This window comes from Faecalicatena contorta, from assembly GCF_021531895.1.
GTDB lineage: Bacteria > Bacillota > Clostridia > Lachnospirales > Lachnospiraceae > JAFBIX01.
In genome coordinates, this window is sequence record NZ_JAFBIX010000009.1 from 15,551 (window position 1) to 42,222 (window position 26,672).

General features: G+C 42.5%; 21 protein-coding genes. 6 read left to right on the plus strand and 15 right to left on the minus strand.

Annotated features, from left to right (window positions below; translation table 11 throughout):
• Positions 1–32 precede the first annotated feature (32 nt).
• From JQM81_RS04525 to JQM81_RS04565, 9 genes are all read right to left on the minus strand, one after another.
• On the minus strand, positions 33–1,286 hold the full coding sequence (locus tag JQM81_RS04525) for a Wadjet anti-phage system protein JetD domain-containing protein (RefSeq protein WP_235232348.1): 1,254 nt from the start codon (positions 1,284–1,286) through the stop codon (positions 33–35).
• 11 nt (positions 1,287–1,297) lie between these two features.
• A complete protein-coding gene (locus tag JQM81_RS04530; RefSeq protein ID WP_235232349.1) occupies positions 1,298–4,681 on the minus strand; it encodes an SbcC/MukB-like Walker B domain-containing protein in 3,384 nt (1,127 codons plus the stop codon).
• On the minus strand, positions 4,641–5,276 hold the full coding sequence (locus tag JQM81_RS04535; protein WP_235232350.1) for a DUF4194 domain-containing protein: 636 nt from the start codon (positions 5,274–5,276) through the stop codon (positions 4,641–4,643). Before JQM81_RS04535 ends, JQM81_RS04530 begins: the two co-directional genes overlap by 41 nt.
• Before the next feature lie 80 nt (positions 5,277–5,356).
• Complete coding sequence (locus JQM81_RS04540; protein WP_235232351.1) at positions 5,357–6,787, minus strand: Wadjet anti-phage system protein JetA family protein; 1,431 nt, start codon at positions 6,785–6,787, stop codon at positions 5,357–5,359.
• Positions 6,788–6,925: 138 nt separating this feature from the next.
• The gene (gene spoIIID, locus JQM81_RS04545; protein WP_235232352.1) at positions 6,926–7,183 is read right to left on the minus strand and encodes a sporulation transcriptional regulator SpoIIID; all 258 of its coding nucleotides are present in this window, start codon (positions 7,181–7,183) and stop codon (positions 6,926–6,928) included.
• Positions 7,184–7,261: 78 nt separating this feature from the next.
• Entirely contained in the window at positions 7,262–8,614 is a 1,353-nt protein-coding gene (locus JQM81_RS04550) for a uracil-xanthine permease family protein (RefSeq protein WP_235232353.1), read from the minus strand.
• Positions 8,615–8,996: 382 nt separating this feature from the next.
• Positions 8,997–9,887, minus strand: a complete 891-nt coding sequence (locus tag JQM81_RS04555; protein WP_334302611.1) for a quinate/shikimate dehydrogenase — start codon at positions 9,885–9,887, stop codon at positions 8,997–8,999.
• Between the two features lie 75 nt (positions 9,888–9,962).
• The gene (locus JQM81_RS04560; protein WP_235232355.1) at positions 9,963–11,984 is read right to left on the minus strand and encodes an FAD-dependent oxidoreductase; all 2,022 of its coding nucleotides are present in this window, start codon (positions 11,982–11,984) and stop codon (positions 9,963–9,965) included.
• A 122-nt stretch (positions 11,985–12,106) separates the two neighbouring features.
• Positions 12,107–12,991 carry a LysR family transcriptional regulator gene (locus tag JQM81_RS04565; RefSeq protein WP_235232356.1) on the minus strand — a complete coding sequence of 295 codons (885 nt, stop codon included), beginning with the start codon at positions 12,989–12,991 and terminating at the stop codon, positions 12,107–12,109.
• Positions 12,992–13,234: 243 nt separating this feature from the next.
• Between JQM81_RS04565 and JQM81_RS04570 the strand changes: the two genes are divergently transcribed.
• The 5 genes from JQM81_RS04570 to JQM81_RS04590 all read left to right on the plus strand — a co-directional run bounded on the left by JQM81_RS04570 (position 13,235) and on the right by JQM81_RS04590 (position 18,283).
• Positions 13,235–14,443, plus strand: a complete 1,209-nt coding sequence (locus tag JQM81_RS04570) for an MFS transporter (RefSeq protein ID WP_235232357.1) — start codon at positions 13,235–13,237, stop codon at positions 14,441–14,443.
• A 54-nt stretch (positions 14,444–14,497) separates the two neighbouring features.
• Positions 14,498–15,259, plus strand: coding sequence for a type I 3-dehydroquinate dehydratase (gene aroD, locus JQM81_RS04575; RefSeq protein WP_235232358.1), 762 nt, complete (start codon positions 14,498–14,500; stop codon positions 15,257–15,259).
• An 88-nt stretch (positions 15,260–15,347) separates the two neighbouring features.
• Positions 15,348–15,956, plus strand: a complete 609-nt coding sequence (locus JQM81_RS04580) for a TRAP transporter small permease (RefSeq protein ID WP_235232359.1) — start codon at positions 15,348–15,350, stop codon at positions 15,954–15,956.
• A gap of 1 nt (position 15,957) precedes the next feature.
• Positions 15,958–17,247, plus strand: a complete 1,290-nt coding sequence (locus tag JQM81_RS04585; protein ID WP_235232360.1) for a TRAP transporter large permease — start codon at positions 15,958–15,960, stop codon at positions 17,245–17,247.
• 10 nt (positions 17,248–17,257) lie between these two features.
• Positions 17,258–18,283 carry a TRAP transporter substrate-binding protein gene (locus tag JQM81_RS04590; protein ID WP_235232361.1) on the plus strand — a complete coding sequence of 342 codons (1,026 nt, stop codon included), beginning with the start codon at positions 17,258–17,260 and terminating at the stop codon, positions 18,281–18,283.
• 125 nt (positions 18,284–18,408) lie between these two features.
• Here JQM81_RS04590 and JQM81_RS04595 read toward each other — a convergent pair whose 3' ends face one another.
• Positions 18,409–18,741, minus strand: a complete 333-nt coding sequence (locus tag JQM81_RS04595) for a DUF3784 domain-containing protein (RefSeq protein WP_235232362.1) — start codon at positions 18,739–18,741, stop codon at positions 18,409–18,411.
• 183 nt (positions 18,742–18,924) lie between these two features.
• Here JQM81_RS04595 and JQM81_RS04600 point away from each other — a divergent pair, with 183 nt between their 5' ends.
• The gene (locus JQM81_RS04600) at positions 18,925–19,950 is read left to right on the plus strand and encodes an NAD-dependent epimerase/dehydratase family protein (protein ID WP_235232363.1); all 1,026 of its coding nucleotides are present in this window, start codon (positions 18,925–18,927) and stop codon (positions 19,948–19,950) included.
• Between the two features lie 79 nt (positions 19,951–20,029).
• On the opposite strand, the gene JQM81_RS04605 is transcribed toward JQM81_RS04600, so the two are convergent.
• The 5 genes from JQM81_RS04605 to JQM81_RS04625 form a co-directional block, all read right to left on the minus strand.
• Positions 20,030–20,866, minus strand: coding sequence for a carbohydrate ABC transporter permease (locus JQM81_RS04605; RefSeq protein ID WP_235232364.1), 837 nt, complete (start codon positions 20,864–20,866; stop codon positions 20,030–20,032).
• Positions 20,866–21,732 (minus strand): carbohydrate ABC transporter permease, encoded by an 867-nt coding sequence (locus JQM81_RS04610; RefSeq protein WP_235232365.1) that lies wholly within the window; start codon positions 21,730–21,732, stop codon positions 20,866–20,868. The genes JQM81_RS04605 and JQM81_RS04610 overlap by 1 nt, the downstream gene beginning before the upstream one ends.
• 15 nt (positions 21,733–21,747) lie before the next feature.
• Complete coding sequence (locus tag JQM81_RS04615) at positions 21,748–23,061, minus strand: sugar ABC transporter substrate-binding protein (RefSeq protein WP_235232366.1); 1,314 nt, start codon at positions 23,059–23,061, stop codon at positions 21,748–21,750.
• Positions 23,062–23,319: 258 nt separating this feature from the next.
• On the minus strand, positions 23,320–24,555 hold the full coding sequence (locus tag JQM81_RS04620; protein ID WP_235232367.1) for a helix-turn-helix domain-containing protein: 1,236 nt from the start codon (positions 24,553–24,555) through the stop codon (positions 23,320–23,322).
• A gap of 184 nt (positions 24,556–24,739) precedes the next feature.
• Positions 24,740–26,671, minus strand: coding sequence for a DUF5107 domain-containing protein (locus JQM81_RS04625; protein ID WP_235232368.1), 1,932 nt, complete (start codon positions 26,669–26,671; stop codon positions 24,740–24,742).
• Position 26,672: the final 1 nt, after the last annotated feature.

Here is a 26,672-nt window from a genome sequence, read left to right on the forward strand (position 1 = left end):
GGAGCTTTTGTCATTGTGAATTCTTCTGTTCATCACACCAGTAATTCCTGCTCAATTTCCTGACCAAATTCCAGTATACATTTCTTTAATTCTTCCAGTTCGCCGGCATTCATGGCAGCAAGCCGCTCTTTCTTCCCGGCTTCTATCTCTACGCCGGCCCCAAGTTCCATTGCCTGGATATAATCTTCCTTACTCATCTTGTACGGTCGTAATTCTGGAATTACGTTTTCTTTGTTGAACTGAAAGATCCGGATTCCTCCATAATCCAAGTCTCCCCAGTGCCAATATTCAGTTCCTGCGTCAACTACATCCTTCAGTGTCTTTAAAAATCGTACTTCTTTCGGTGAGAAAAATCCATGACAGAAAATATACAATACATCCTCTTGATACTGCATCTTCTCATAATTAGCCTTATTCTCTATAACGATGATCTTCTTTACACCTGCAAGGGACTTTGGCATAGCATGCTCCAGAGCCTGAGCCCCAAGGATTGTTCCATATCGATTCAGAGAAGTATCAATAGCCACCGTTCCATCCAAAAGATATACCAGCGGTCCTTTCCACTCTAATGTCTGCGCATAAGATAAGATACCATGAACTTTCAATAGTTCATCATCACTCATTCCATCGGCATATTCCGGCGAATGCCTCAAAATAGTGATTACTTTACTTTCATACTTCTGTTCAAATATCTTCGATGGCGTCAGTCGTTCTTCTGGTATCTTCACATTACGGAATACTCGGGCGCTGAATATCCGTTTTTCTACCGGCTCTTGTAAATGAATCATTTCATCCAGACATTGATATAGCTTCTCATCTTCCATATCTTTTTGAAATGCCAGAGAGCAGAGTCCTCTTTCCAATTTACAGATCTCTTCTGCATAATAACCGGCAAGCCAAGTACCTTCTGCCTTCTCTTTCCATTTCTTCATCTGGGAAATATACCGTAGCTGTCTGCATCTCGGGTCTTCCATTCCTTCTCTTCTGCAGAGTTCCGGCATAATATCTATGGAATAATGAATCTTTTTTATATCCATATTCATATCGCGCCATTCGAATCGGATCTTCCCGGATTGTCCAAGCACAATATCACGTTCCAGCTCTCTAGCCTGTGACAAGAGATTCTTCTGACCTCCAAGGAGGCGGATCAGCTTCTGGTCCACCATGGGATGCCTCTCTCCAGAGAGCGTTCCTCTCCGATAGGCTTCCCCATCAATCTGACTGATCAGCCAACGCATCAGTGTTATTGTTTCTTTTGTTCCATCCTTCTTCTCTTTCTTTGCCACTTCTTCTCTCCTTAGGCATCAAGATTCTGAAGCTCCTCTGTCTGTCCCTCGATCAGCTCCAGATAATTTCCTTTATCAATATGCATCATCGAGATCTGATTCTGATGTCTGCGGAATCCGTAGACACTGTCCACGTTCCGAATCAACGACTGAAGGCGCTCGTCCGGCACACAGACGATCAGCTGCAATTCCAGCTCTCTCGCATAACGCAGGCACACTTCACTTCGCTCTTTGTCCATCTTAGAAAATGCCTCGTCCAAAAGCACCAGCCGTATCTTGGACTCACGGTTACTCTGCTGCATATATAACATAGCAAATCCAGCCAGAAGTGCCACATATTTTGGATTCTGTCCCTCTCCGCCGGAATCTCGCCCGGCCATCTCATCTACCGCATTTTTCTTCACATTCCCCTGCTCATCTTCTACACGCTCATACATGCTGAAGGTCAGATAGTTACGGTAATCTGCATACTTCTCCATCTCCTGTTTGTGGAGAGTCCGATTCTGCCCGTCTTCCTCTCGCGGTGGCATGAACTTCTCCGTCAATCTCTGAATCTGAGATTCGAATTTCTGGTAAAAGTCGTCTTCTCCCAGACTCAGCTGTCCATCGAATCCATCGTTATCCAGCACTTTGCTGTCAAGCTCCGGTGCCATCAGCATCTCATAGAACTGCCCGTTCTCATTCTGGGCCGGAAGAATATCAATCTGATAAGTACTGTCTGAGAACCGGATTCTGGATAACATCCGGTTGATCTCTCGCTTATGCCGATAAGCTGCCTTTATCTCACCGTGAATCGTGGCAATGACATTTTCACGCAGGGAATGGTAGACCAGACGATACTGCTTCTCGAAGTCTTCTTTATATTTGGGCTCAAAGTCCTTGCGCAGCTGCTCCAATACCTTATCATACACTTCATTGCCGTGCTCGATTCCGGTAAATCCATACGCCGGATATTCCCGGTTAAACCGGCCTCGTGCAAGGGCTCTGGCTTTCTCCGCCCTTTCTTCCTGCTCCGTTAATTCTGCCAGACGGTCGTTTTGTTTCCTACGGTAGGACACCTCAGACTGTGTTTCCAACGTCTTTTGCACCTCTTCCAGCAATTCTTCATTAACGACAAAGCCCTCCTGAAGGAATGCCAGTTTTTCCTGGAATCCGGCCAGATCTCGTTCTGCAAACCCCTGGTCCTTCTTACGCCCAATACGTTCTTCACCAATCTGCTCAAGTCTGTCATCCAGTTCCTCGATCACCTGTTCGAGTTCTTCTTTTTGCGCCTTTAGCTGCGCCGTCAAGGTACCATCTTCCAATTCTTTCAGTTCTTTTTTAAGCTGATCTTGCTTCTTCAGATACTTCTCCAGCTCATCTGCGGCCCCTGCCAATTGCAATAACTGCTCTGGATTCTGGTTCAATTGTTCAAAAGTCTGTGCCTGCTTTAATGTATCTCGCATCTGCATATCCGCAAGCTGATTCTTCTCTAATTCATAGACCTCATCCTCCAGCTCCTTTAACTTCTTCTTAGATACCTTCGTGCCAATGCAGGCATAGCGGTCATAGTCCGCTTCTCTCAGATGCCGGAAGATATAATTGCTGTAAGAATAACAATCCGGCGTTACGCCATCGCGCACCTCATGAAGTTCTTCCACTGTATCGCATTTATAAATACGCCCCAAGTATCGCCTCAGACACAGATCCACATAAGGCTCCTCTGCTGCAACAGCTTCATATAATGTCCCTGTCTCTGCCTGTGGCTGGTCTCTTTTGATAGCAGATGTATTGATCAGTTCTACATCCTCGTATTCTTTTTTCTTCATCTTACGAAATATCTTTGCCGCTTCCAGGGCATACTGTGGCTCCGTCACAAGGCTGTGCTTGATCCGTCCCAGTCTGCCTTCAATGGCATTCTTCCACTTTTCCTCGGTAATATCAAACAGATCCGCAAGGATTTCCACATGAATGGTATGTCCGTATCGGCTGCTTAATTCATTCTGCAGTTCTGCCCGGGCACTCTTTAGTTCTTTTCGATATGGCTTCCGGTCATTTTTCAGGTCCTCCACCATCTCTCTCTTCTCATTCAGTTCCTTTGTAGTCGAACGGATCGTGTCATTTAAGTCATCCAGTTCTTCTCCGATCATCTCCAGCGTATTCTGAATTCCTTTTTTCAACTTTTCAATAGCTTGAATGGACACTTCTCCATTGACCACATCATCCAGAGCCTGCAAGGTTGGATTACTTACATAGCTGCTGATCTCCTCATCCTCGTCCCAGGCTTTCAGTCCATTGAGAATCTCGCGCCACTGTCTGGCATTTCCAGAAAGCAGCTGAAGAGCCGTCTCCATATCATCCAGTTCTTTCTTCTTCAGGCCGTAATCACTGGCATGAAGCTCTGCCTTTACTTCGATAAGTTTCTCCGTCTTCTCCTTCTTCACCGCTTCCAGATCCGTCTTCTTCTCTTCCAGTTCCGTGATTCTTACAAGAATTCCTCTTAAGTCTTCCTCTTTTGCCTCCAGACGAGTCTTACAATTCTCTATCTCCACGATTCGAAGAACGCTCTCCGTACGTACCTTGTCTGCTTTCGCCTGCACCAGTTCCAGATCATACTTGTGGATCTCATCCAGAATCTCAATCCGGTGTTCCAGATCCTCTACCCGTTCCTTGATCTCCCGGTATGCACCCAACTGCTCACTGATGGTCGAAACCGTATCTTCCTTACTTCTCGGGAACATATAATCCTTGATGAACTGTCCTGTCCCGTTGGTCATCCGAAGAGCAATGGCACTTTTTTCCATCGTCATCAGGCGTCCCGGGTCAATTCCGCCAAAGATGGAATCATACACTGTGTTCAGATAAGCCTCTTTGGATGGGTAAATGCGGTTCACATCCACTCGTCCCCGATTTTCCTCGGACTTGCTCCGCTGATTCAGCAGTCGTTTCAACTGTTCTATTGTATAGGGGGTCCCCCTCTCCGTCAGATATTCATCTTCCGGCATCTTCCCAGAATGGCTGAAGAAGCAATACTTCTTCAGATCCAGATCATTTCTTCCTACTTCAAAAGCCACCCCAATACAAGTCGTCAGCTTACTTCCGGTATCTGCAATCTCCAGTACAATCTGAGAACAGAAGTCTACATTTTCTCGATTAGAAGTTCCGTCCTTCTGTGCTCCACGGAGATAACTTAAGACACTTCGCTTATTCTTGGCATCGTCTGCGGCTTTATTCAAAAATGTCGAAGCCACGCTTCCATACAGTACCACCTGGATCGCATCCATCACCGTAGACTTTCCAGAACCGCTTTTGCCACTGAACAGATTCACATATTCATGGAATTCCATCACCTTATGGCTGATACCGCCCCAGTTGTTAATCAGCACCCGGGAAAATATCTTCTTCGATTGTCTCATTTTCTGCGGCCTCCTCTCTGTACTCTTCTACCAGTGCATTAATATCCGCCGCACTGACGTATAGATTAATCGTACTGTATAAATAAATCGGCGTATGATCTTCCACATCCCTGACCGCTCCAGGCAGCTCGATCATCTGATGCTTACTCATCAGATACAGTGCTTCTCTCCACTCCGCCAGTGTAAGCTTCCGGTTCAGCAGATTGGTATTCTTTCCATACTCTCTAATCTCCTCCAGTGTGGTCACTGTAGCATTTAAACCTTCTCCAAGAATCTTGTCCCTGTAGATCATTTTCACCAGCAAAACAATAATGGTAGTCGTCAGACTCATTTTCTCCGTCTCTACACCATCTCCTACCAGCCGGAAAATATGCTCCTGTGGGTCATGGATCAGCTCGCAGCCCAGGACCGCCAGATATTCTTCTATAAAGCCTCTGTGTCTGACACAGATCTCATAATCCAGATTATCTCTGGGAGTCAGTGTCACCGGGTCATACCGCATCTGTAAGATACAGGTCTGACGAAATAATTTTGATATCGTTTTCTTTAGATTCTCCGCCTCTGTCACGGATAATTCTTCTATATATGAAGCCATCTCGTTATCCCTTCCTGTTTTTTCTTCTATGTATCCCTCACCAAATATTCCTTACGAACTATTTTTCAATCCTATTACGGTTACTCTTTAATCGTAAGTTCTGAGAAGCGGAACCCTTCTTCATTCTCCAATTCTTCTCCGATAGAAATCTCCTGATCATTCTCCGCAATCTCCGTTGCCTCCTGCCATACAAAGAACAGTTTCTCCAGATCCTCAATAGACTGCACGGTATCTCTGGTGACTGTAAATCTGCCGTCCTTTATATTCTTTCTTCGGAATTCCGCGATCTCCTTGCCTGTATAAAGCGGCTTTAATACAAAAGAATCCAGATCCTCTCTCTGCTCTTCTTCCCGAACAACCGCCTGCGGCTCGAAAGAGCCCCTCTCAGAATCGCGTTTTCTGAACAGGCTTCGTTCCGTTATCACATGGAAACGCTCCGTCAGGTGCATTCGATCCGCCAGTTTTGTAAGGATCTCTTCCTGACAACTACTTCGGTTCAGAAGATTCACAAGTGTCACTGTCTGATCCTCTTCAGCCGCTCCTTCCATCAGAATATAGCGGATTCTTGCTGCTGCCCGACTTGCAAATACCGTCTTCTGCTCAATTAATTTATTATATCTGCGCTCGATGGCATCAAATTCCCGTTCAATACGGTATATGATATCCATCGCCTCCTCGCACAGACCAACCGCACGCTCCAGCCTCCGATACTTTGGTGTATATTCTACAGGAACACTTTCTGCCGATTCCATCTGCATTTTAAGCTGCACCTGCTGGTCCAGAAACTGCTGCCTTCGCACTTCATTTTCACTCAGGTTCTGGTCAATTAATTCCTTTACCGCTTCCTTATATCGATAGAAACTGTCCGTAGTGGTAAGAATCGCATACTTCTTACTGTCACTGTTATTGATCTCATTGACCAGTACTTCCTGAATTCCCAGGAAGCTTCTCTGTCTGGACAGCTCATCAAAATATCCTCTCATACCCTCCTGCATATTCGAAAGCATCCGGAGCAACGACTGGGAGGTCTGAAGGGCACTCTTCAGAATCTCGTTATTTTTCTCCTTATCCGCACTGTAAGTATACAGATAACTGTAGACTGCCAGCACGCTCTCCCGTTCCTTGGTACTGTCTTCACTATACAGACGCTGGAACAGCTCCACAAAGAGCTGACTGTATTCTGGAAATGACACCACATAACTGTTCAACGATTCGTCATAATCCTTCCGAAGCCATCCCCATTCCTCCAGATGCCTCAGACAGACAAACGTCATATTCGACCTGGTCAGCAGTTCTCCTTCCTCGTCAAACTGCTCTTCACTCCAGTCCAAAGTCTCCGCCGCAATCCACTCATTCATAATCGCACAGCATTCCCGTTCCGTAAGCCCCAGAAGCGAATAAGACCTGCCGGATTCCTCATAGATCGATATCAGGAACCGTTGATAATACTCCCTGTATTTGCTCGCAAAAAGTTTATAAAACTCCTTTGGAATCTTATTGATCAAACTCATAGATTTCTCTCCATTTCAAAGTATGAAATAATTATACTACATGGGAAGATAAATAAAAAGCAGCAAGCTGTTTCACTTGCCGCTTTTACAATGAAAACTGAAAATGGTTGGGAGGATATGATATTCCCCACCACTTTTTTATCGATGTTCCATATGTAAATATTTCTCTCTGGTAGCTAGTCCGCCACGAATATGGCGCTCGGATTTGTTGATGTCGAGAACCTTCCTTGCTTCCGCTGCAAGCGCAGGATTAATCTGGAGCAATCTTTCTGTTACATCTTTATGTATGGTACTTTTGCTTACTCCGAATTTTTTTGCAGTCTGCCTCACTGTCGCCTTATGTTCAATGATATAATATGCGATCTCTACTGCCCGTTCCTCAATATAATCTTTCATACCAAACCCCTACATTTATTGTTTTTACAATGTATGCAGGGGTAGGTAGCAATATGCGGTATAAAAATGTCTGCCGTATTACTCACTTTCTATTTCCATGTCTTTTGGCAGCACCCAACTCAAAACAAGTGAAATTATGAAAACACCGGCAACCATATTGGAGCCGAAAATATCCCCGAAGATTGATGGCAATCCTGAGAAGAAGCCTTCCACCTGTGTTACGCCTACCCCTACACACAAAGAGGTGGCAACGATAATCATATTTCTATGATCAAATCCTACTTTTGCAATCATCTCGAATCCGGCAACAACGATAGATCCAAACATAATGACGGTGCATCCGCCAAGAACGCAATCCGGCAAGGTCGATAAAAATGCACCGATCGGAGGAAACAAGCCTCCAAGAATCAACAGCAATGCACCAAACATGATTGTAAAGCGATTGACTACTTTTGTCATTTTCAAAAGACCGATATTTTGGCTAAATGACGTAATTGGGGATACTCCAAAAACACCTCCGGCAATCGCTGACATAAATCCGTCCACAGCCAGAGATCCACTGATTTCCTCATCTGTGATATCTCTTCCAAGAGCACCTGTACATGCGGCTGTAGTATCTCCGATCGTTTCCACCGCAGAAACTAAAAAAACAATAACAAATGAAATAATAATACCGATGTTAAATTTAGGTGCGTAAGCAAATAATGAAGGAAATGAAAATACCCCCAGTTGTGAAATCGTGGTGCCCATTGCCGAGAAATCTACCATTCCAAAACAAATGGCCACAATATATCCAACGATCAGACCAAATAATACATTCAGCTGCTTCAGTACGCCTTTGGCAAACACATGAAATGTCAGACAGGCAACCAATGTAATGGTACCGACCAGAAGATTTTGCCATGCCCCGATTTCATATTTTGCAGAACTGGCATAAGATGAAACGCCTACATTCAAAATACTAAGACCAATGGACGTAACTACACAGCCGGCAACGATAGGCTGGATTAGCTTCCTCCAGAATTTTGCTGTAAGACCTAAGACACCTTCAATACACCCGCCAACGATGATACCACCTATCATGTATCCGTAATCCTGAGAAGCCGACGCAAGACATGCAGCTAAAAAAGTAAAACTTAAACCCATAACGATCGGAAGTCCGGAGCCTATTTTCCAGATAGGATATAGCTGTATCAATGTACCAATACCTGCCACAAGCATACAATTCTGAATCAATTGCGCCGTCTCTATCTGCGTAAATGCCTGTCCATTATATACTGCAACACCCGCAATAATAATTAGCGGAGTTACATTTGCTACAAACATTGCTAATACATGTTGGAAACCGAATGGAATTGCCTTCGCAACAGGGACCCGTCCCCCTAATCGGTAAATATTACTGACATTTGCTGCATTCTTTTCTTTTGCCATTTTTGTTCTCCTCTTTTATTATGCTTACAGGCAATTGTTGCTGACGTTCCTCGCTTACTTTATACTTTTATGTGAATTCTTTTAATTTGATAAATCTCCCAACACATATACAACCACCTGTTTAAACAAAGTATAACATCTACCTATATACAATTCAATCTAAGCATAATACTTTCAGATTTATTCAATGTTTGCCGCTTTCCGGTATTCTGCTTCTAATGTGGCAGACGCTTCAGGAAGCTGCATTCCTTCTATCTTAAAATAGAAACTGGAGTGTGCAGATGCTATATTGATCGGGGCAGGTAAAGAAAACTTTCACTGGAATTAAAAAATAACATCAGGCTTACCCTGATGTTATTTTTATGGAGGGATATTCTTATGATTAGATTCCTAATTGCTCTTTCATGTATTCTACATCAGTGGATTTCCCGGTGTAGAGCTCAATGGCAATCAATGCCTGGAAGAGCATCATACTCATTCCGTTATATACTCTTGTACAGCCAGCTTCTTTTGCCTGCTTCATCATAACTGTCTCGCGTGGAGCATATACCGTATCGGTTACGATCAGATCCGGGCGGAAGAAGGATGTATCCGGAATATTTGAGAGGTCTTCCAACGGATGCATTCCTACTCCTGTCGCATCGCAGAAAATATCTGCTTCCTGCATTTTTTCTTTCAGAAGATCAAGATCTGCAAGATCATTCATGGTTGCTTTACATTCTGTGTTGTTATTGATCTTTTCAACAATCTCTTCTCCACGAGCGTAGAATTTATCCTTAATATTGAAGATGTGAAGTTCTGCAATTCCATCCAATGCTCCCCGAACAGCAATGGCTGTAGCAGCTCCTCCCGTTCCGATCAGAACCATCTTCATTCCCTTAAAGTCAATTCCTTCTTCTTTGATTCCCTGCCAATATCCCATACCGTCAGTGTTATATCCTTTTAATCTTCCCGTAACCTGCCCATTCTCATCACGCATATTTACAACGGTATTGATGGCTCCACAGAGCTGTGCTGCCTCGTCAACTTCTTCCAGGTATTTGTGAACGACTGTTTTATTTGGCATGGAGATGTTAGATCCAAGCATCTTTAACGCGCGGATACTGTTTACTGCTGCCTCCAGAGAATCGTTATCTACTTCAAAAGCAAGCTGAATCACATCGTCGCCATTCTTGTCATATGCAAGATTGTGTGTCGTAGGTGACTGTGTGTGACGAATCGGATAAGCCATCAATCCAACTAGTTCTGTATGTCCTGTTATATTTGGCATGATTATTACCTCTTTTCTCTCTGTTTACTTTTATTGAATTTACTTTTTTATCTATTTTTTATTTCTATTTCAAAGATTCTACTTTATCTCATCCAGGTCTAATAATCCTTTGAACTCGAGTACATTCAAGATAGCACGGCCGTCCATGGTTCCTTCCATAATGCGGCGGGCACGAACAGAATCTCCGATTGGGTATACATAAGTATCTGTATCGGCAAATGCTTCTTCTAATTCTGCAAGGAGTGGATTGTTTGCTCTCATTCCCAGGCAGTTAAATCCAAGGTCAAATTCCAGTTCTTTAATCTCGCCTTCCGGAGTCTTTACAACAAATGCATTTTCTTTTACTTCCTGGAGTGCTGTATTCACGTACTCTTTTACACCGTATTTGTCATGGGTCTCACGCATCGAACACTTTGTAATCGGATCTGCCATCATACCAATCTGCGGAAGCATATCAACGATAGCACATTCTGCTCCCCGTGGTGCAAAGTATTCAATCACATCAAGTCCTACAGATCCTCCGCCCATAACAACAACTTTCTTACCTTTGCAGAAGTCATCTGGGTACTTCCCTGCATTCAGGTTATTGATCATATCAAAGATGGTCGCTACATTGCCGGCTGCAATATTCTCTCTCAGGCCTGGGATTGGTGGAACCAATGGTACAGAACCTGTCGCGTTTACAACGATATCCGGCTTAAAGTTCTTAATCTTATCAATGGTAGCTTCTGTATTTAAGAACATGTATAAGTTCGGCAGTTTCTCAGCACGTTTTTCCAGATATCTTGGGAAGTCTTTCATACGCGTCTTGCTTGGAAGGTCGGAAATAAATGTAGATAATCCTCCAACATGATCTTTCTTCTCCAGTACGAATACATTACATCCGACTTCTGCTGCTGTACATGCAGCTTCAAGACCTGCAGTACCTGCGCCGACTACAACTACATTACAGTTTTTCTTAACTCTTAATTTCTTATAGATATCTCCTTCCGGAACTGCAGGATTGACTGTACAGCGAATCGGACGATTCACACCGATACGGTTTCCGGCACATCCGACGTTACAGGAGATGCATTTTCGTATCATATCATCTTCACCTTTCTGGACTTTTACCACCCAGTCCGGATCCGCGATCAATCCACGTCCCATACCGACGAGATCTACATCTCCGCTTTCGAGGACTTTCTCTACAACCTCTGGGTCACGGTAGTTTCCGGCATTGATGACAGGTTTGCCAAACTTTTCTTTGACAGCTCTTGCCTGATAAGAACGCCATCCATCCGGCAAGTAGTTCGAATCAATCTGATACTGAAGAGATGGATTCAGGCCACAGGATACATCATACATATCCACAAATTCATCCAGATACTGAAGATATTCCAGAGTATCCTCTAACGTATTTCCTTCAGGTACACGCTCTTCTGCTGAGATACGTACAATAATCGGGAACCAGGGTCCGACCTGCTTACGTACTTCTTCTAAGACCATGCGTGGAAAACGCAGGCGGTTCTCTACAGATCCTCCGAATTCATCGGTTCTCTTATTATAATATGGGGAAATAAACTGACTCATCAGATATGAATGTCCGCAGTGAATCTCTACAGCATCAAACCCGATTGCCTGCACTCTCTTTGCAGCTTCCCCATATTTCTTTACAGTTGTAAGAATCTCTTCTTTTTTCATTGGACGAGGAATCTCTCCGCCAACTTTTGTTGGAATATTGGAAGAGGATACCGTCTCCATTCCGGTTCTTGCAGAAGAAGCAGATGCACCTGCATGGTTAATCTGAATCGCAACTGTCGCACCATTCTTATGAAGGTTCTCAACCAGCTGGTAGTAACGTGGCATAAAACTGTCATGATCAATACGAATCTGACTTGTTCCATTGGAACCAACAGGATATTCTACATTGGCATTCTCTAAGATGATCAGGCCAACTCCGCCTTTTGCACGCAAGGAATAATAATTCATATGACGGTTACTCATCTCACCGCTTGTCTCCCCATAATTAGTTCCCATCGGAGTCATAGCGATACGATTACGGATCGTCATTCTTTTTACTGTTAAAGGTTCAAATATCTTAGGATAATTTGTTTTCATGAATCCCTCTCCTTATCATTATTTGTGAAAGGCATCTCTTCTGTTTGTGACGACTTCATTATAATCCCGCGAACCAATAACGTAAAATACATTTTATGTCAATTATTAATACATTAAAGCTATCATTCCAATGATGGCGCTTTCTGCTTCATATATTCGATAAATCTTTCTACGGCCGGCAGCTGATAACGATCCCGCATCCAGAACATGAAAGTGTGATGCATTAATTCAATATCATCAAATCTATGAATATTAACACGATTCTCATTGATCTCCTCAATTGCCGGAACAAGTGCAATTCCAAAATCTTCACTCACCAAAGCCACAATGGAATGTTCATCCGGGCACTCCACCACAATATTGGGCTGAAATGCCAGCCTTCGATATAATTGCTTTGTGTAATTTCCAAGCCAGGATTCCCGGTCATATCCGATCACCGGATAATTCCGTAGTTCCTGGATAGAGACTTTTTTATGAGATTCTAATTCATGCCCTTTTGGTGTAATCAGTACCATTTCTTCTGATAATACAGGAAAGAACTCAAATTCCTCTTTATCTATATATCCGCCGAAGCCGACATCCAGCTCACCAGATCTGACTTTTTTTGCAATTGCACTCGTATGATTCTGAAAAAAGTTAAATGTAACATTCTTATTTTCTTTTTTATTAAGAAAATCTCTTACGTTATGAGGAATGTAGTGACTTGCAAGCGGGAATACATAACCAATATCAATCTTTCCTCCGTCACTTGCCATTTCCTTCATCTTATTCTTCGCAATCTCACATTCATCAATAATCCGGTCCGCATATTCCAAAAAAAGTTTTCCACCTTTTGTCAGATTGACCCCTCTTCCATTTTTTTCAAAAAGCAAGACACCAAGCTCGCTTTCTAAAGACGCAATGGAACGGCTCAAGGATGGCTGGGAGATATAAAGTTCCTCTGCTGCCTTTCGATAATTTTCATATCTGGCAACCGTCTGAAAATAATATATCTGATTGAGTGTCATACGCACCTCCTTATATAGATTGTTTCTATAAAACCTATGGATTTATAATCTCTATCTTTATAATTCTAACATTTCAATAGCCTGAACGCATCAATTTTCACATATATTGGTATTGGAAATTCTATTCGCCGATTGATAAAATATAAACAACAAATCGTTAGTTTTTTAACGATATGGTGCTGCATTTCTTATGTTTGTGACAGAATACTAAGAAAACAAAACACAAAAAGGAGAACATTACCAATGAACAAAAAGTATTTACCAAGTGCACTGATTCTGTACCTGAACTATTTTATCCATGGTGTCGGCTGTTCTATTCTGGGACAGGCTGTCATCAAAGATGCTCTGGCAGCAAGCTGGGGCGTAGAAGCAATGGCAATCACAGCAATCTCTGCCGCATTAGGTCTTGGACGACTGATTGCTCTTCCATTCGCCGGTCCTCTCTCTGACAAGTTAGGGCGCCGCATTTCCTGTGTAATCGGAGGTGCCTCCTACGCAATCTACTTAATTGGTCTTGCACTTGCTTTTAATGCAGGAGCAAATGGCGGTTACCAGATTGCTTACATCTGCGCGATCCTCGGCGGTATTGCCAATTCATTCCTTGATACTGGTATCTACCCGGCTGTTGCTGAAGTATTCTACTCTGCACCTGGTGTTGCAACGATGGGAATCAAGTTCTTTATCGCTATCTCTCAGATGCTGCTTCCATTCGTGCTCGGTATTGCCGTAACAACATCTGCTTCCGGTCTTGTATCTTACAACCCATTATTCATTGGTTGTGGTATCTGCTACATTATATTAGTAATCTTGATTCTCTTTGCACCTCTTCCGGATGCCGATGCGAAGAAAGAGAAGAAAGAAGGCTTACTGGAAAGCATGAAGAAAACACATTTCTCCATCGAATCCGTTGCTATGATCCTGATTGGATTCACCTGCACTGGTACCTTCCAGTTATGGCTGAACTGTGCACAGAATTTTGCCAAAGAAGTGGTAGGCTGGGCTGATCCTTCTATCATGCAGACCTACTACTCCATGGGAACTATGCTCGCACTGATCGTAACTGCAATTTTGACACGTAAGATTAAAGATGTCCGCTTCATTATGGTCTATCCAGCAATCTGTCTTGCGACCATGATCTTGGTACTCATGGGCAAGTCACAGACACTTTGCATTGTTGGTGCATTCGTAATCGGGTGGGCTGGAGCAGGCGGACTTCTTCAGATTGCAACTTCTGTATGTAATATGCTCTTCCCGAAGATTAAAGGTACGGTAACTGCATTAGTTATGATCGCATCTTCACTCTGTAACTATACAATCTTAACAGCAGCTTCAAAGATGAGTCCGTCTGGCGTTATGACGATGAACATCATTCTTACCGCAATCGGCGTACTTCTTGGAGTATTTGTAAACCTGCGCTATGCAAAAATGGTGGAGCTTGCATCTGCTGAATAATTTCATTATAATCAAAATAATTGGCAAACTATGATAGAAAAGGAAGGATAAAATATGAATACAGTTCGTGTCAGAGATATTGAAATCGGTGCCGGTATCCCCAAAATCTGTGTACCGATCGTTGGAGTAACAAAAGAAGAGATTATTGCTGAAGCAAAGACATTTGACGCTATCCCGGTCGATGTTGTGGAATGGCGTGTTGACTGGTTCGAAGGTGTATTTGACTTTGATCAGGTACTCGATGTATTGAAAGACTTAAGAGATGCTCTGGGAAATACACCTATCCTGATGACATTCCGTACTTCCAAGGAAGGTGGCGAAAAGGCAATTGAGGATGTAGCTTATGCACAGTTAAACATCAAAGCTGCCCAGTCAGGATATGTTGATCTGATCGATGTTGAAGTATTCACCGGTGACGAGATCGTAAAAGAGATTATTGAAGGTGCTCATGCTGCAGGTGTAAAGGTTGTGGCATCCAACCATGATTTCTTCAAGACTCCTGATAAGGATGATATCGTAGGCCGTCTTAGAAAAATGCAGGATCTGGGCGCTGATATTCCGAAGATTGCTGTAATGCCTCAGAATAAAAAGGATGTACTTACACTTCTTGCCGCAACAGAGGAAATGGCATCCGAATATGCCGACAGACCGATCATTACCATGTCTATGGCAGGTACCGGTGTAATCAGCCGTCTCTGCGGTGAAGTATTTGGTTCTGCACTGACTTTTGGTGCTGCAAAGAAAGCTTCTGCTCCAGGACAGATGGGCGTGAATGATTTAAGCACTGTTCTTGAACTACTTCATAACGCATTATAAAAATCACAAAAACCTTGACTATTGCCTGGAGTCCATAACGGGCTTCGGGCAATAGTCAGGTTATCAGATATCTTGCAAGGAGGTAAAAATGAAAAAAGCAATTCACTGGCTGGATGAAAATCTTGAAGAATTTCTTCTGATCATTCTCCTGATCGGAATGACACTCATCATGGGCATACAGGTCTTTTGCCGCTATGCACTGGGAATGTCTCTGTCCTGGTCAGAAGAATTAACACGCTATCTGTTTATATGGTGCGGCTTTCTTAGCGTTAGTTACTGCAGCAAAAAATGCTTATCTATTAAGATTGAACAGTTTGTCGCAATATTTCCACGGCGCGGAAAAGCAGTCATCAAGGTTATCAACCATACCTTCGAGCTGATATTCTTTATCTACATGATTCCTTTTGCATATTCTTATATGATGTCTGCCGTAGAAAGCGGTCAGGTATCCCCTGCCTGCTCCATTCCAATGTATTACGTTCAGGCAGCACCTTTTGTTTCTTTTATTCTGGTTGCATTCCGAATCCTGCAGAGATGGATCATTGAATTCCGTATTGCCAGAGGTGAGAATGTCTTTGACCCGGCACACCCGGAACGAAACACTCCGGAATCATTTATTCAGGCAAATGCTGACACCAAATCCGAAATTGACAACCTCACCCATAATATAAAAGACTCAAGTAAGGAGGTTTCGTAATATGCCAGTCGCTTTATTATTTATCATCTTCGTGGTCGGACTGATCATTGCGATTCCTGTATCTATTACACTTGGAATCACATCCGTCCTTCCATCCATATGTGACCCGTCTTTCACAGTAGGTGCAAAATATTTGATTCGGGCGATGTTTGGCGGTCTGGATTCTTTCCCATTATTGGCAGTTCCGATGTTCGTTCTGTCCGGAATCATCATGGCCAAGGGTGGTATCTCCAGAAAGTTATTCGACATCTTTGCATACTTTCTTGGTAATCTGACAGCAGGCATGCCTTGTGCCGTAATTGTGACATGTCTTTTCTATGGAGCAATCTCTGGTTCTGCACCTGCTACTGTTGCCGCAGTTGGAAGTATGACCATTCCGATTCTGACAAGTCTCGGTTATGATCTTACCTTTACTACCGCGATTGTTGCTGTTGCCGGCGGCTTAGGTGTCATTATTCCACCAAGCATTCCATTCATCATGTACGGAATGGCTTCTGGAGCATCCGTAAGCAATCTGTTCCTGGCAGGTATCATTCCCGGTCTCATGATTGGCGGACTTCTCATGTTCTATGCTATCTTCTATTGTAAACGTAATGGAGAAGACAAAGAAAAGATTCATGCGGAAGTAAAAAGATTACACGACAAAGGGTTATTCAAAGTAATCAAAGAAAGCTTTTTTGCAATTTTAAGTCCTGTTATCATTCTTGGATGCATCTACAGCGGAATTGCATCTCCGACAGAGGCTGCTGTTATCTCCGTGTTTTATGCTCTGTTTATCAGTCTGGTTGTATATAGAAGTATTCGAATCAAGGACATCTGGGGTATCTTACAAGAAGCAATCCGAACATTTACCCCCATTCTTTTCATTCTGGCGACTTCTACTGCTTTTTCAAGGGTACTGACATTAATGCAGGTTCCTCAGACAGTCAGTGAATTTATCAGCAACAACTTCCATAGCCCTGTGCTGATCCTTTTCGTGATTAATCTGTTCCTATTAATTGTAGGTATGGTAATGGATACGACACCTGCTATCCTGATTCTGACACCAATCCTTCTGCCAATCGTTACGAATCTTGGTATGGATCCTGTTCAGTTCGGTGTAATCATGGTAGTGAACCTTGCCATTGGATTTGTAACTCCTCCAATCGGAGTAAATCTTTTTGTTGCCAGCTCATTAACAGATGTTCCGGTCATGACAATTGCGAAGAAAGCTATGCCCATGATTATATACTTTTTAGCTGCATTACTTTTGATTACATTCATCTCGGCACTTTCTCTGGCATTGTTATAGGAGGCATGAAATGAAATTTCGTAAGATAAAATCGCGTTTAATATCTACCGGCCTTGTCCTTATAATAGCTTCTTCTTTGTTCCTTACCGGCTGTGGTAATTCCAGTGAAGAAGAGGATGTACAGCGTTACGCATGGCCGCTTGCCACTGCAAGTCCAGAAGACACCGTTACTCAGATCTTTTCCGAAAAATTTGCGGAAGAAGTCTCACGTCTCAGTGACGGGAAGATGAAGATTCAGGTCTATCCCAACTCTACGCTCGGAGGTGACCGTGATCTTCTGGAGACCTGCGCAGACGGCGATATCCCATTCATTGTACAGAACACTGCTCCTCAGGTAACCTTCATGCCTGATCTCGCAGTTTTTGACCTGCCATGTGTATTCGATTCACTGGACGATTGCAGAGAGACCTTAGATGACCCAGAATTTTTCGACTTGATCAGTAATGTGTACACGGAAGGCGGTTACCATCTTCTGGGGATGGCTGATCAGGGGTTCCGTGTCATGAGTACCAACACGCCAATATATGAATTTGCAGATTTTAAGGGCCAGAAGATTCGGACCATGGAAAACAGCTACCACCTGGCATTCTGGAAAAGCTTACATGCCAACCCGACACCGATGAGCTTCAGTGAAGTATACATTGGACTTCAGCAGCACACAATTGATGCGCAGGAGAATCCATATGAAGTCATCGTATCTAATAAGCTATATGAGCAGCAGGATTATGTGGTGGAGACCAACCACCTGCCACATCTGATCTCCCTGATCGTAAATGATGCATTTTTCCAGAATCTCACTAAGGAAGAACAGGACATCATGACTCAGGCCGCAAAGACCGCAACAGAATATGCCCGAAAACAGTCTGATGAGAGAATTGCTGAACGAATTACTACAATTGAAGACAGCGGCACAGAGATCATTACCCTCTCTGATGAAGTAAGAGATGAAATCCGAGAAAATTCCCAGAATGTGTATGAAGATATCAAAGCAAATATCTCGAAAGATATCTACAACACATATCTGGGAATGGAATAAAATCAAGAATCCACCGGGAAAATTCCAAAAGAAAAGGGGAAATCGGCTAATGCCGATTTCTCCTTCATTATCCATACAACTTTTATTCTATTCACACCAATTTATTGCCGATGAAGCAGCCGCATCTACTTTTTACAGATCGTATTACTTACGATAATAATCACCAGACAATCAATCAGTATAATTCCCACCGATATATATACAAAGCTAACCGGCAATACATCTTCAAACACTTCCATGATAAGAATCAGGATGGAGATCACTGCCATTCCAATCCCCATCGTCCTACATAACTTCTTCTCATCATATTTTTTCTTTTCTTCTTTTGAGGCTGTATTGTAACCGGCAATAAACCAGCTCCCATGTCCGGAGAGCAGAACGATGGAGATGACTACAAAGATTACAAACACTACCCATACGATCCAATCTGGTCCGTTTGATACATCCGCCAGTTTCATTCGAACTCCTCCTTTTTCGCATCTTTTGCAAAAATCTACTCCTACTGATATAGTATATACTAAAAATATGATAAAATAAACTAGTAACCTGTTGATATCATCTAATTGATCTTCAAACCAATCACACGATAGAATATACAAAAAATTGAGGGAAAGGATTCTGAAGAAAGAAGGGATTATACTATGAAAGCATTATTTATTGGGGGAACGGGTACAATCAGTACCGCTATCGTAAAAAGGCTTATACAAGAATTGAACTGGGAAGTATGGACTCTCAACCGTGGCAGCCGGACACAGGCTGTACCAGAAGGCGTTCATCAGATTATTGCTGATATTCATGATGAAGCAGCTGTTGCAGAAGCAATCAAGGATATGACTTTTGACACTGTCTGTGAATTCATCGGGTATCATGTCGAAGATGTAAAACGCGATTACCGCCTGTTCCAAGGAAAAACTAAGCAGTATATCTTTACCAGTACTGCTTCTGCCTACCACAAACCTGCTGCCAATTATCTGATCACAGAGGGAACTACTCTTGCGAATCCACACTGGCAATATTCCCGGGACAAAATTGCCTGTGAGGAATTCCTGATGGATAAGTATCGAAAAGAAGGCTTTCCGGTAACAATTGTCCGTCCAAGCCATACCTATGACGAGCGTCGTATTCCATTGGGTGTCCATGGGAAGAATGGTTCCTGGCAGGTCGTTCAGCGAATGATCGAAGAAAAACCTGTCATTATTCACGGAGATGGCTCTTCTCTATGGACTATGACATTTAATACAGATTTTGCAATTGGTTATACCGGTCTTATGGGCAATCGTCATGCAATCGGAGAAGCATTCCAGATTACCGGAGATGAAACTCTTACATGGAATCAGATCTATCAGACGATCGCAGATGCTTTGGGCGTGACACTTCACCCTTACCATGTAGCTTCAGACTATCTCTCTGCAGTTGGTGATAAATATGGATATGATTTCGAAGGAAAACTGACTGGTGACAAATCTGTCTCTGTCGTATTTGACAACACGAAACTAAAAAGAGTTGTGCCTGATATGAGAACTACGGTCCGCCTCGACCAGGGCGTACGAATTGCCCTTGATTATGTATTATCCCACCCTGAAGAATGCCAGATACCTGATCCAGAATTTGATGCCTGGTGTGATCGCGTGATCAATGCTCTGGAATCCTCCAAAGCTGGTATATAAAATACATTATCGAGCAGAGCCCGCCAGCCGAAGGCATGTATTGCGGGATGCTCGAATGAATATATATTTTTACAACTTATTACCCTTTTACAGAGCCTCTCATCATACCAGAAATCAGATATTTCCGGAAGAACAGTGCCGTCACCGCCGGTGGAATCAACGCAATCATTCCTGCAGCTGCAATCAGACCATACTGTATGGAATCTTTGGTCATAAATTCTGATACAACAATTGCCATTGGCTTTGTTTCCATAGAAGATGCCAGAATCAGTGGAATCTGGAATTGGCTCCAGGTATTTAAAAACATAATCAGCGTGACTGATAATATAATTGGATAGGAAAGCGGCAATATGATTCGGAAAAACGAAGCCGCTTTTCCGCATCCGTCAATCATAGCTGCCTCTTCCAGCTCCTTTGGAATCGTTGCAAAATAATTGGAAATCAGCCAGGTTGCCATTGGAAGGTAGGAACTCACATACACCATACTGAGCCAGACAATATTATTCAACAATTTTGCCATTGCAAACATACGATACAGCGGAATAATCGTTGCCATTACAGGAATAACCATTGTTACCAAAAGAAGATTCTTAATAACCTTCCTTCCTTTAAATTCCATTCTACTTAATGCATAGGCACTCATCATCGCAATCGGAATCCCGATGCAAAGCGTAATACAGACTGCCCTTAAAGAATTAAACATTCCAGTAAAAAAAGTATTTCCTCTCCGGCTTCCGGAAAACATCTCCACATAATTGGAAAATATCATATCATCTGGCAGTAGCTTGCTCGTCGGCGCAAAAATTGCGTAATCAGGTGTAATGGATATAATAAAGGTCCAGACAAAAGGCCCTACCGTAAAAATCAGGAACAAAATCGTAGCCAGAACATATCCGAATTTTTTCGCATATTTCATCAATATTCCACCTCCTTATTTAGGCTTCGCAAGTAGAATATTCCAAGGATCAATGCGAAGAACATTACAATGTATGTCATGGCACTTCCTTTTCCAAAATTCAGGAATGTAAATGTGGTCAGATAACTTTCCATTAAGATATTCTTTCCTAGATCACTGTATCCCGAAAGAGCCACAATTTCATCAAACACATTGATTGCTGTTACCGATGTTGAAGTAATTCCTACTGCAAGGAAAGGTTTCATAAGCGGCATCATAATATGACAGAAAATAGTCCTTGATGTACCTCCGTCTATTTTTGCTGCTTCAAACAGACTGTCAGGAATCGATTGACGTCCGGCCAGACAAACGAGCGCCATAAAAGGGATGCTTCTCCAGACAACAACAATGGAAATCACCAGCAGAAGTGTCCATCTTGAGCTTAAGAACTCAATTGGTTTACTGATAATTCCAATGCCAATCAAAAGTTTATTCAAAAATCCATATCCAGAGAAAAATACAAACTTCCATAAGATACCATTTACAAAAGGCGGCAATGCCCACGGAAGAATCGCTAATGCCAATAACAAACCAGACCATTTCACATCAACATTAAGAAAAGCTGCCACCAGATATCCAAATATCGTTGTAAACACAACAACAAATACAAGGATAAAGATTGTATTCTGCAGGCTGTACCAAAAAGAATCTGACTGAATAATATCAATGTAATTCTTAATTCCTATATAGTGAATATCTCCAGGAGCTGTCAGCTTCCATTTCTTTAAACTGTATGAAAATGTAGCAATGATCGGATAAAATACTAATACACCCATGATAAGAATCATGGGTGTTAGTAAAAGATAAGGTAATATCTTTTTTTTCATCATTTATTCCTTAAATTATTCGTTGATTAATTTCTCTAAAGCTGTTTCCATCTCATCAAATGCTTCTTCTGCTGTGCATTCGCCAAGTGCCATCTTATTGATTGCATTGTACATTGCACTGCTCATCTCCGCATAATAAGAAGGTACTCCGTTCGGGAATGGAGAAGAGATTAAGTTTGCTTCTTCTAACATTGCTCCTGCATTCTCGATCGTTCCGTCATTGATCAGCTCTTCCAGAACAGAATTACGTGTAGGAATTGCACTGTTTGTTTCATTTAACTGTTTCTGCATATCAGCAGATGTATACCATTCTACGAATTTCTTAGCAGCTTCTTTGTTCTCGGAAGCTTTTGTAACACCAATAGCTTCTGGAAGTGCCATTGTCTGAGTTGCTTTTCCATCTTTACCCGGGACAAGGATGGATTCGATTTCTCCAACAACGCTGCAGATTTCTTCGTTCTGGCTTCTGGATATGAAAGAGGTAGGACCTGTAAGGAAGCTTGCTGTACCACCACAGATACGCATATAAGCATCCATACCTGAAGATGTCTTATCTTCTGGAGCTACTAACTCTTCATTTACCAATGTTTCTATATACTTCAATGCTTCTAATACAGAATCTTTATTGAAAGTTCCGTCATCGTTCCATACCACGCCATTCATGGTATATGCCAGCCACATTAAACATGTAGATGTCTTTTCTTCTGCATTTAATGCAATTGCAAATGGATAGTCTACAGTCCCTGTAGATTTAAGTGTTCTGCAATCTTCCAGAACATCATCCCAAGTCTGTGGTTCCTCTGTAATACCAGCCGCTTCAAACTGCTTTGTGTTATAATATGACAAACGGTAGTCGTTCGCATATGGAATTGCCAGAACCTTTCCATCCTTTGTAAATGTTTCGAGTGTCGGCATATCTTCCTTATCTTCATCTGATACTTCCAATGGCTCTAACCAATCTGCCGCATCAAATTCTCCGACCCATGACCAGTCAACTTCCACAACATCTGCTGCACATTCTCCGGCAGAAGCAGCTGTTGCTAATTTCTCACGGATATCATCCCATCCAACTTCAGCAATCTCAACTTCAATTCCTGTTTCCTCTGTAAATGCAGCAAGCTGATCATCTGTTGGTACACCCCAGTCAGGTACCATAAATGTAATTTTTTCTCCTGATGATTCCTCAGCTGCATCCTCACTGCTTTCACTGCTCTCTTTGCTTCCGCCACAGCCCGCAAGCATGGTAAGCGTCATAGCGGCAATCAACAATACACTGATTAGTTTCTTCTTCATAGTTTTTATATGATATGTCCAGAAGCTTCCTATCATATTTCCTCCCTTTTCGTCTATTCATATCTTCCATTACTCTTCTACTGGCTTCTGCAAATATATCCTCTGAATGAATTGATATATTTCAATACTATTAAGTAATGTTCCGATACCCGGATATCTGTATTCTACCATCCACGGATTTTCCAGTATTTCATATATGTTAGTTTTATTTTATATTTGTTTTATTTCTTCCGGATATATCTATTGATTTTTGTAATATATTTTTGTATTTATTTACATTTTCTATACATTGAATTATTTTATTACTTTTACTTTCTTTCGATATGCCAACGGGGTCTCGCCTGTGATTCTTTTAAACACCGTCTGAAAATGACTCTGAGAGGAAAAATTAAGCAGACTTGCTACTTCGCTTAAATTGTAATTGCTGAAACGAAGTAAGCGTTTTGCCTCTTCTGTCTTCTCCTGTTGAATGTACTGGGTAATAGAAAGTCCCATCTCCTGTTTGAATCGGCTACATAAGTAGGATCTGCTATAGCCTAATTCTTTTGCCATACTTTCTGTTCGAATCGGTGCGAAAACATTCCGTGAAATATATTGAATACACATTCTGCAAAAGTGCCTTTTATCATCTGCAGGACATCGTAATTTTTCTACCTGCTCTGCAAAATCAATCACCATTTCCTGAAAAAGCCGTTCTACCGCAGGACAATCCTGCATCAGTTCTAGCTTCTGAATATATAGTTCCATCGCAAGAAATGCCTGCTGAACATCCAGTCCTCCCCGAATCGCAGCCTTCGATACGCTGTCTGCCATGGCAATCCCTCTGTTTTTTATTTGCCGCAATTCATCATATACGATACTCCCTGTGTATACTTTCGGCGGAGCACTGAATAGTTCTTTCAGCTGGTCTGCCTGTCCATTCTCAACATAAGAACATACCAGTTGTTCCCAACTAAAGCTTTGCTCAACTGCCTGAGATAATCCCATATCTTCTATATTATTCATTCGATTCCCGGTATACTCTATTTGTACAGAATTCTGGATGCTTTCCGGCGGTCTTTCCATCCATACTTCCTCAATCGCAAATGCCCGCTTTCGCAACATTGTTTCTAGAGATACTAACAACCATGCAAGCCGCTGAATGTTAATGACAGGCGTGCTGCATAACCATCGAACGTAAGCATTCTTTTTCTCTTCTTCAATCCTCAGGATTGCCAGCAATTCTTCCATTTCTTGTCCGCTGCCTTTTAAAGCACACGTTGGTCCAAGAATTAGTCGAAGACCTGGCTTTAATGTAAGAAAAGCATAAAACTGATATAAAGATGTCGTGATTATGCCTACATCATGTCCAGAATCTATGATTTGAGATAAAAAGGGACCTAACGGATCTGGCTCAATACAGTAAGGCGAAAAATAATATAAAGGAGTGCCGTCTTGATACAAACGTACTCCTGTAGTGTATGCTTTCGCCAGGCTATAACACATGGATTCATAGACTTTCATGTTCATTATATCGGATTCTTTTCTCATAATTTTTCTCCCAACCATGTTTTCTTGAGAACCAGCATATCACTACGTGCAAACCAAATTCAACTCTTTTCAAATGTGTTTGCAATAAATGTCTAAATATGACTATACACGGCGTGCCTTGATGGATTTTGAACTGATCCAGGACAAAATGATATAGATGATTTCTTTCATAAAATCCTCCACATTACTCAAATGCCATGAACTGATACCTGTAAGGTACTTCTTCCTCTTCTTCTGAGACAGCATCGTGCAGTTTCTTCCATAATTGTCCCAGAGTATCCTCTCCTTCCCGGAGATCATCAAGCACCAATCCTCCATCTTCTTCCATCAGTTCATAAGCCTTTTCTTCTTTTCCACTCTCGCCTAATGCCTGGATATAATAGAACCGCAATCTGCTGTCAGCCTGAAGTTTTTTGCTCAGCTTTTTATAAGATGCACACAGTTCCGTATAAGCTTCACAACTAATCAATATCTTGAATCCTTCTTTTTGATATGAGCATTCCTTCTTCTGAAGCTTCATTCCTTTTAACATATACCGGGCTGCTTTCTTATTCTTTCCTTTCCGCAAAGTCAGACAGGCAAGCGCGTGAAGTGCCCATGCATTTTCCTCCAGTGTTCTGGATGTCTGAAATTCCTGCTCTGCTTTCTTGAATTTTCCATCCATATAATAACGAACTCCCAACTGGTAGTGCGCGTACCAATTATGTTTTTCCTGTTCTTTGACAGCTTCCTTTAATCTGGTAAAGCTTTCTTCATCATTCAAGAATACATCCGGTCTTTTCTCAGGCTTCGGACAATGCAATCTGCCGCCTTCTATGAATGCTTTCCAGCGGGCATAATCCCCTTCTTCATCTACAAATTCCAGATGATCCGTCCACTTGCCATGAACTCCAAGGATTCCATAGCCGCTTCCCGCCTGCACAAGATCCGCTTTCTTTAAAGCCATTGGCTTGGATGCTTTCAGCTTTTCTTTCAGATGCCTGTGACTTTCTCTTTTTAGGAGCATCTCTGTGACTTCTGCACTTCGCTCTTCATGAGATTCCTGAAGCTTCTGTGCATCGATCTGAATTGCCCCATATTGCTCCATCCATTCCCATGCAGTGTGTGGTGCCATAGGAATACAGCCATACTGTGTCTTTGCAAGGCCGGCCTGAATCTCAATATATCTTCCTGCATTCTCCGTCAGGAATTCCTGCCAGTGGTCAGAAGCTGCCTGACTGCCCCAGGAGAATAACTTCCGGCTTTTCATTCTGTCCGTTGACATCTGAAGAAGGCCGTATCCCTCTGCATTAACATTTGCAATATACTTCGGCATATCCTCTTCTATCTCAAAGAAATAATCCACAGACTTCGGAATCTTCTTATAATCGGTGACATCCACGCCCCGAACCATCGGAATCTCTACTTTTCGAACCTCTTTATCTACCGTCGTATATGCGGCTCTGGCCGGAACAATGATTCTTCCGCCGTCGAATTCCGGCACTGCCATGTTACTCCACCAGTACATCGGCACTACCTCATCATTTTCATTCACAATCCGCATCCTGCAATTTAGGAAACGGGAATCTTCTTCCAGCCAAAAATCCATCTGGTATGTGACATCACGGATTCTTTCATATTCGTACATTCGAAGAACCGGATTGCCCGCTTCGTCTTCCGTCTGGGCAACATACATCTGTTCTGTCGTAAATGGAGTATGCCCGATAATACCAATATTCCATTCTACGCCTCCACTGAACCATGCATTTCTAGTCGCCAGGTTACTGAATCGAAGAACATCATTCGTATACAGAAGATTCTGATCTTGCTCCTTATCCCACAGTTCCCACAATCTTCCACCATATTCTGGCAAAAATACGGCTTTCAGATATTGATTTTCCAGAACAGCCGTCTGTACTTTACGCTCTTTGAGTTCTCTGCAATATCCATTTCTCTGGCGATACGGATAGGCACTTTTCACCCTCCCATATCCATCGTACAATTCAGAATCCTCCGGCAGCTGAAATCGCAGCTGATTCTGTAAGATACTTTCCCCGGACAGATCCGGCACACATGACTCTTTCCCCAATAAAGCCATCTGCATCTTCCGCTTTTCCATTCTAAGTTCTGTTCCCATA

Coding starts and splice junctions, on each gene's coding strand:
- JQM81_RS04565 (WP_235232356.1), bottom strand. CDS start 12,991: ATGACACTCAATCAGATATATTATTTTCAGACGGTTGCCAGATATGAA.
- JQM81_RS04530 (WP_235232349.1), bottom strand. CDS start 4,681: ATGAGACAATCGAAGAAGATATTTTCCCGGGTGCTGATTAACAACTGG.
- aroD (WP_235232358.1), top strand. CDS start 14,498: ATGAATACAGTTCGTGTCAGAGATATTGAAATCGGTGCCGGTATCCCC.
- JQM81_RS04595 (WP_235232362.1), bottom strand. CDS start 18,741: ATGAAACTGGCGGATGTATCAAACGGACCAGATTGGATCGTATGGGTA.
- JQM81_RS04610 (WP_235232365.1), bottom strand. CDS start 21,732: ATGAAAAAAAAGATATTACCTTATCTTTTACTAACACCCATGATTCTT.
- JQM81_RS04570 (WP_235232357.1), top strand. CDS start 13,235: ATGAACAAAAAGTATTTACCAAGTGCACTGATTCTGTACCTGAACTAT.
- JQM81_RS04590 (WP_235232361.1), top strand. CDS start 17,258: ATGAAATTTCGTAAGATAAAATCGCGTTTAATATCTACCGGCCTTGTC.
- JQM81_RS04600 (WP_235232363.1), top strand. CDS start 18,925: ATGAAAGCATTATTTATTGGGGGAACGGGTACAATCAGTACCGCTATC.
- JQM81_RS04615 (WP_235232366.1), bottom strand. CDS start 23,061: ATGATAGGAAGCTTCTGGACATATCATATAAAAACTATGAAGAAGAAA.
- JQM81_RS04535 (WP_235232350.1), bottom strand. CDS start 5,276: ATGGCTTCATATATAGAAGAATTATCCGTGACAGAGGCGGAGAATCTA.
- JQM81_RS04540 (WP_235232351.1), bottom strand. CDS start 6,787: ATGAGTTTGATCAATAAGATTCCAAAGGAGTTTTATAAACTTTTTGCG.
- spoIIID (WP_235232352.1), bottom strand. CDS start 7,183: ATGAAAGATTATATTGAGGAACGGGCAGTAGAGATCGCATATTATATC.
- JQM81_RS04625 (WP_235232368.1), bottom strand. CDS start 26,671: ATGGGAACAGAACTTAGAATGGAAAAGCGGAAGATGCAGATGGCTTTA.
- JQM81_RS04620 (WP_235232367.1), bottom strand. CDS start 24,555: ATGAGAAAAGAATCCGATATAATGAACATGAAAGTCTATGAATCCATG.
- JQM81_RS04550 (WP_235232353.1), bottom strand. CDS start 8,614: ATGGCAAAAGAAAAGAATGCAGCAAATGTCAGTAATATTTACCGATTA.
- JQM81_RS04585 (WP_235232360.1), top strand. CDS start 15,958: ATGCCAGTCGCTTTATTATTTATCATCTTCGTGGTCGGACTGATCATT.
- JQM81_RS04560 (WP_235232355.1), bottom strand. CDS start 11,984: ATGAAAACAAATTATCCTAAGATATTTGAACCTTTAACAGTAAAAAGA.
- JQM81_RS04605 (WP_235232364.1), bottom strand. CDS start 20,866: ATGAAATATGCGAAAAAATTCGGATATGTTCTGGCTACGATTTTGTTC.
- JQM81_RS04580 (WP_235232359.1), top strand. CDS start 15,348: ATGAAAAAAGCAATTCACTGGCTGGATGAAAATCTTGAAGAATTTCTT.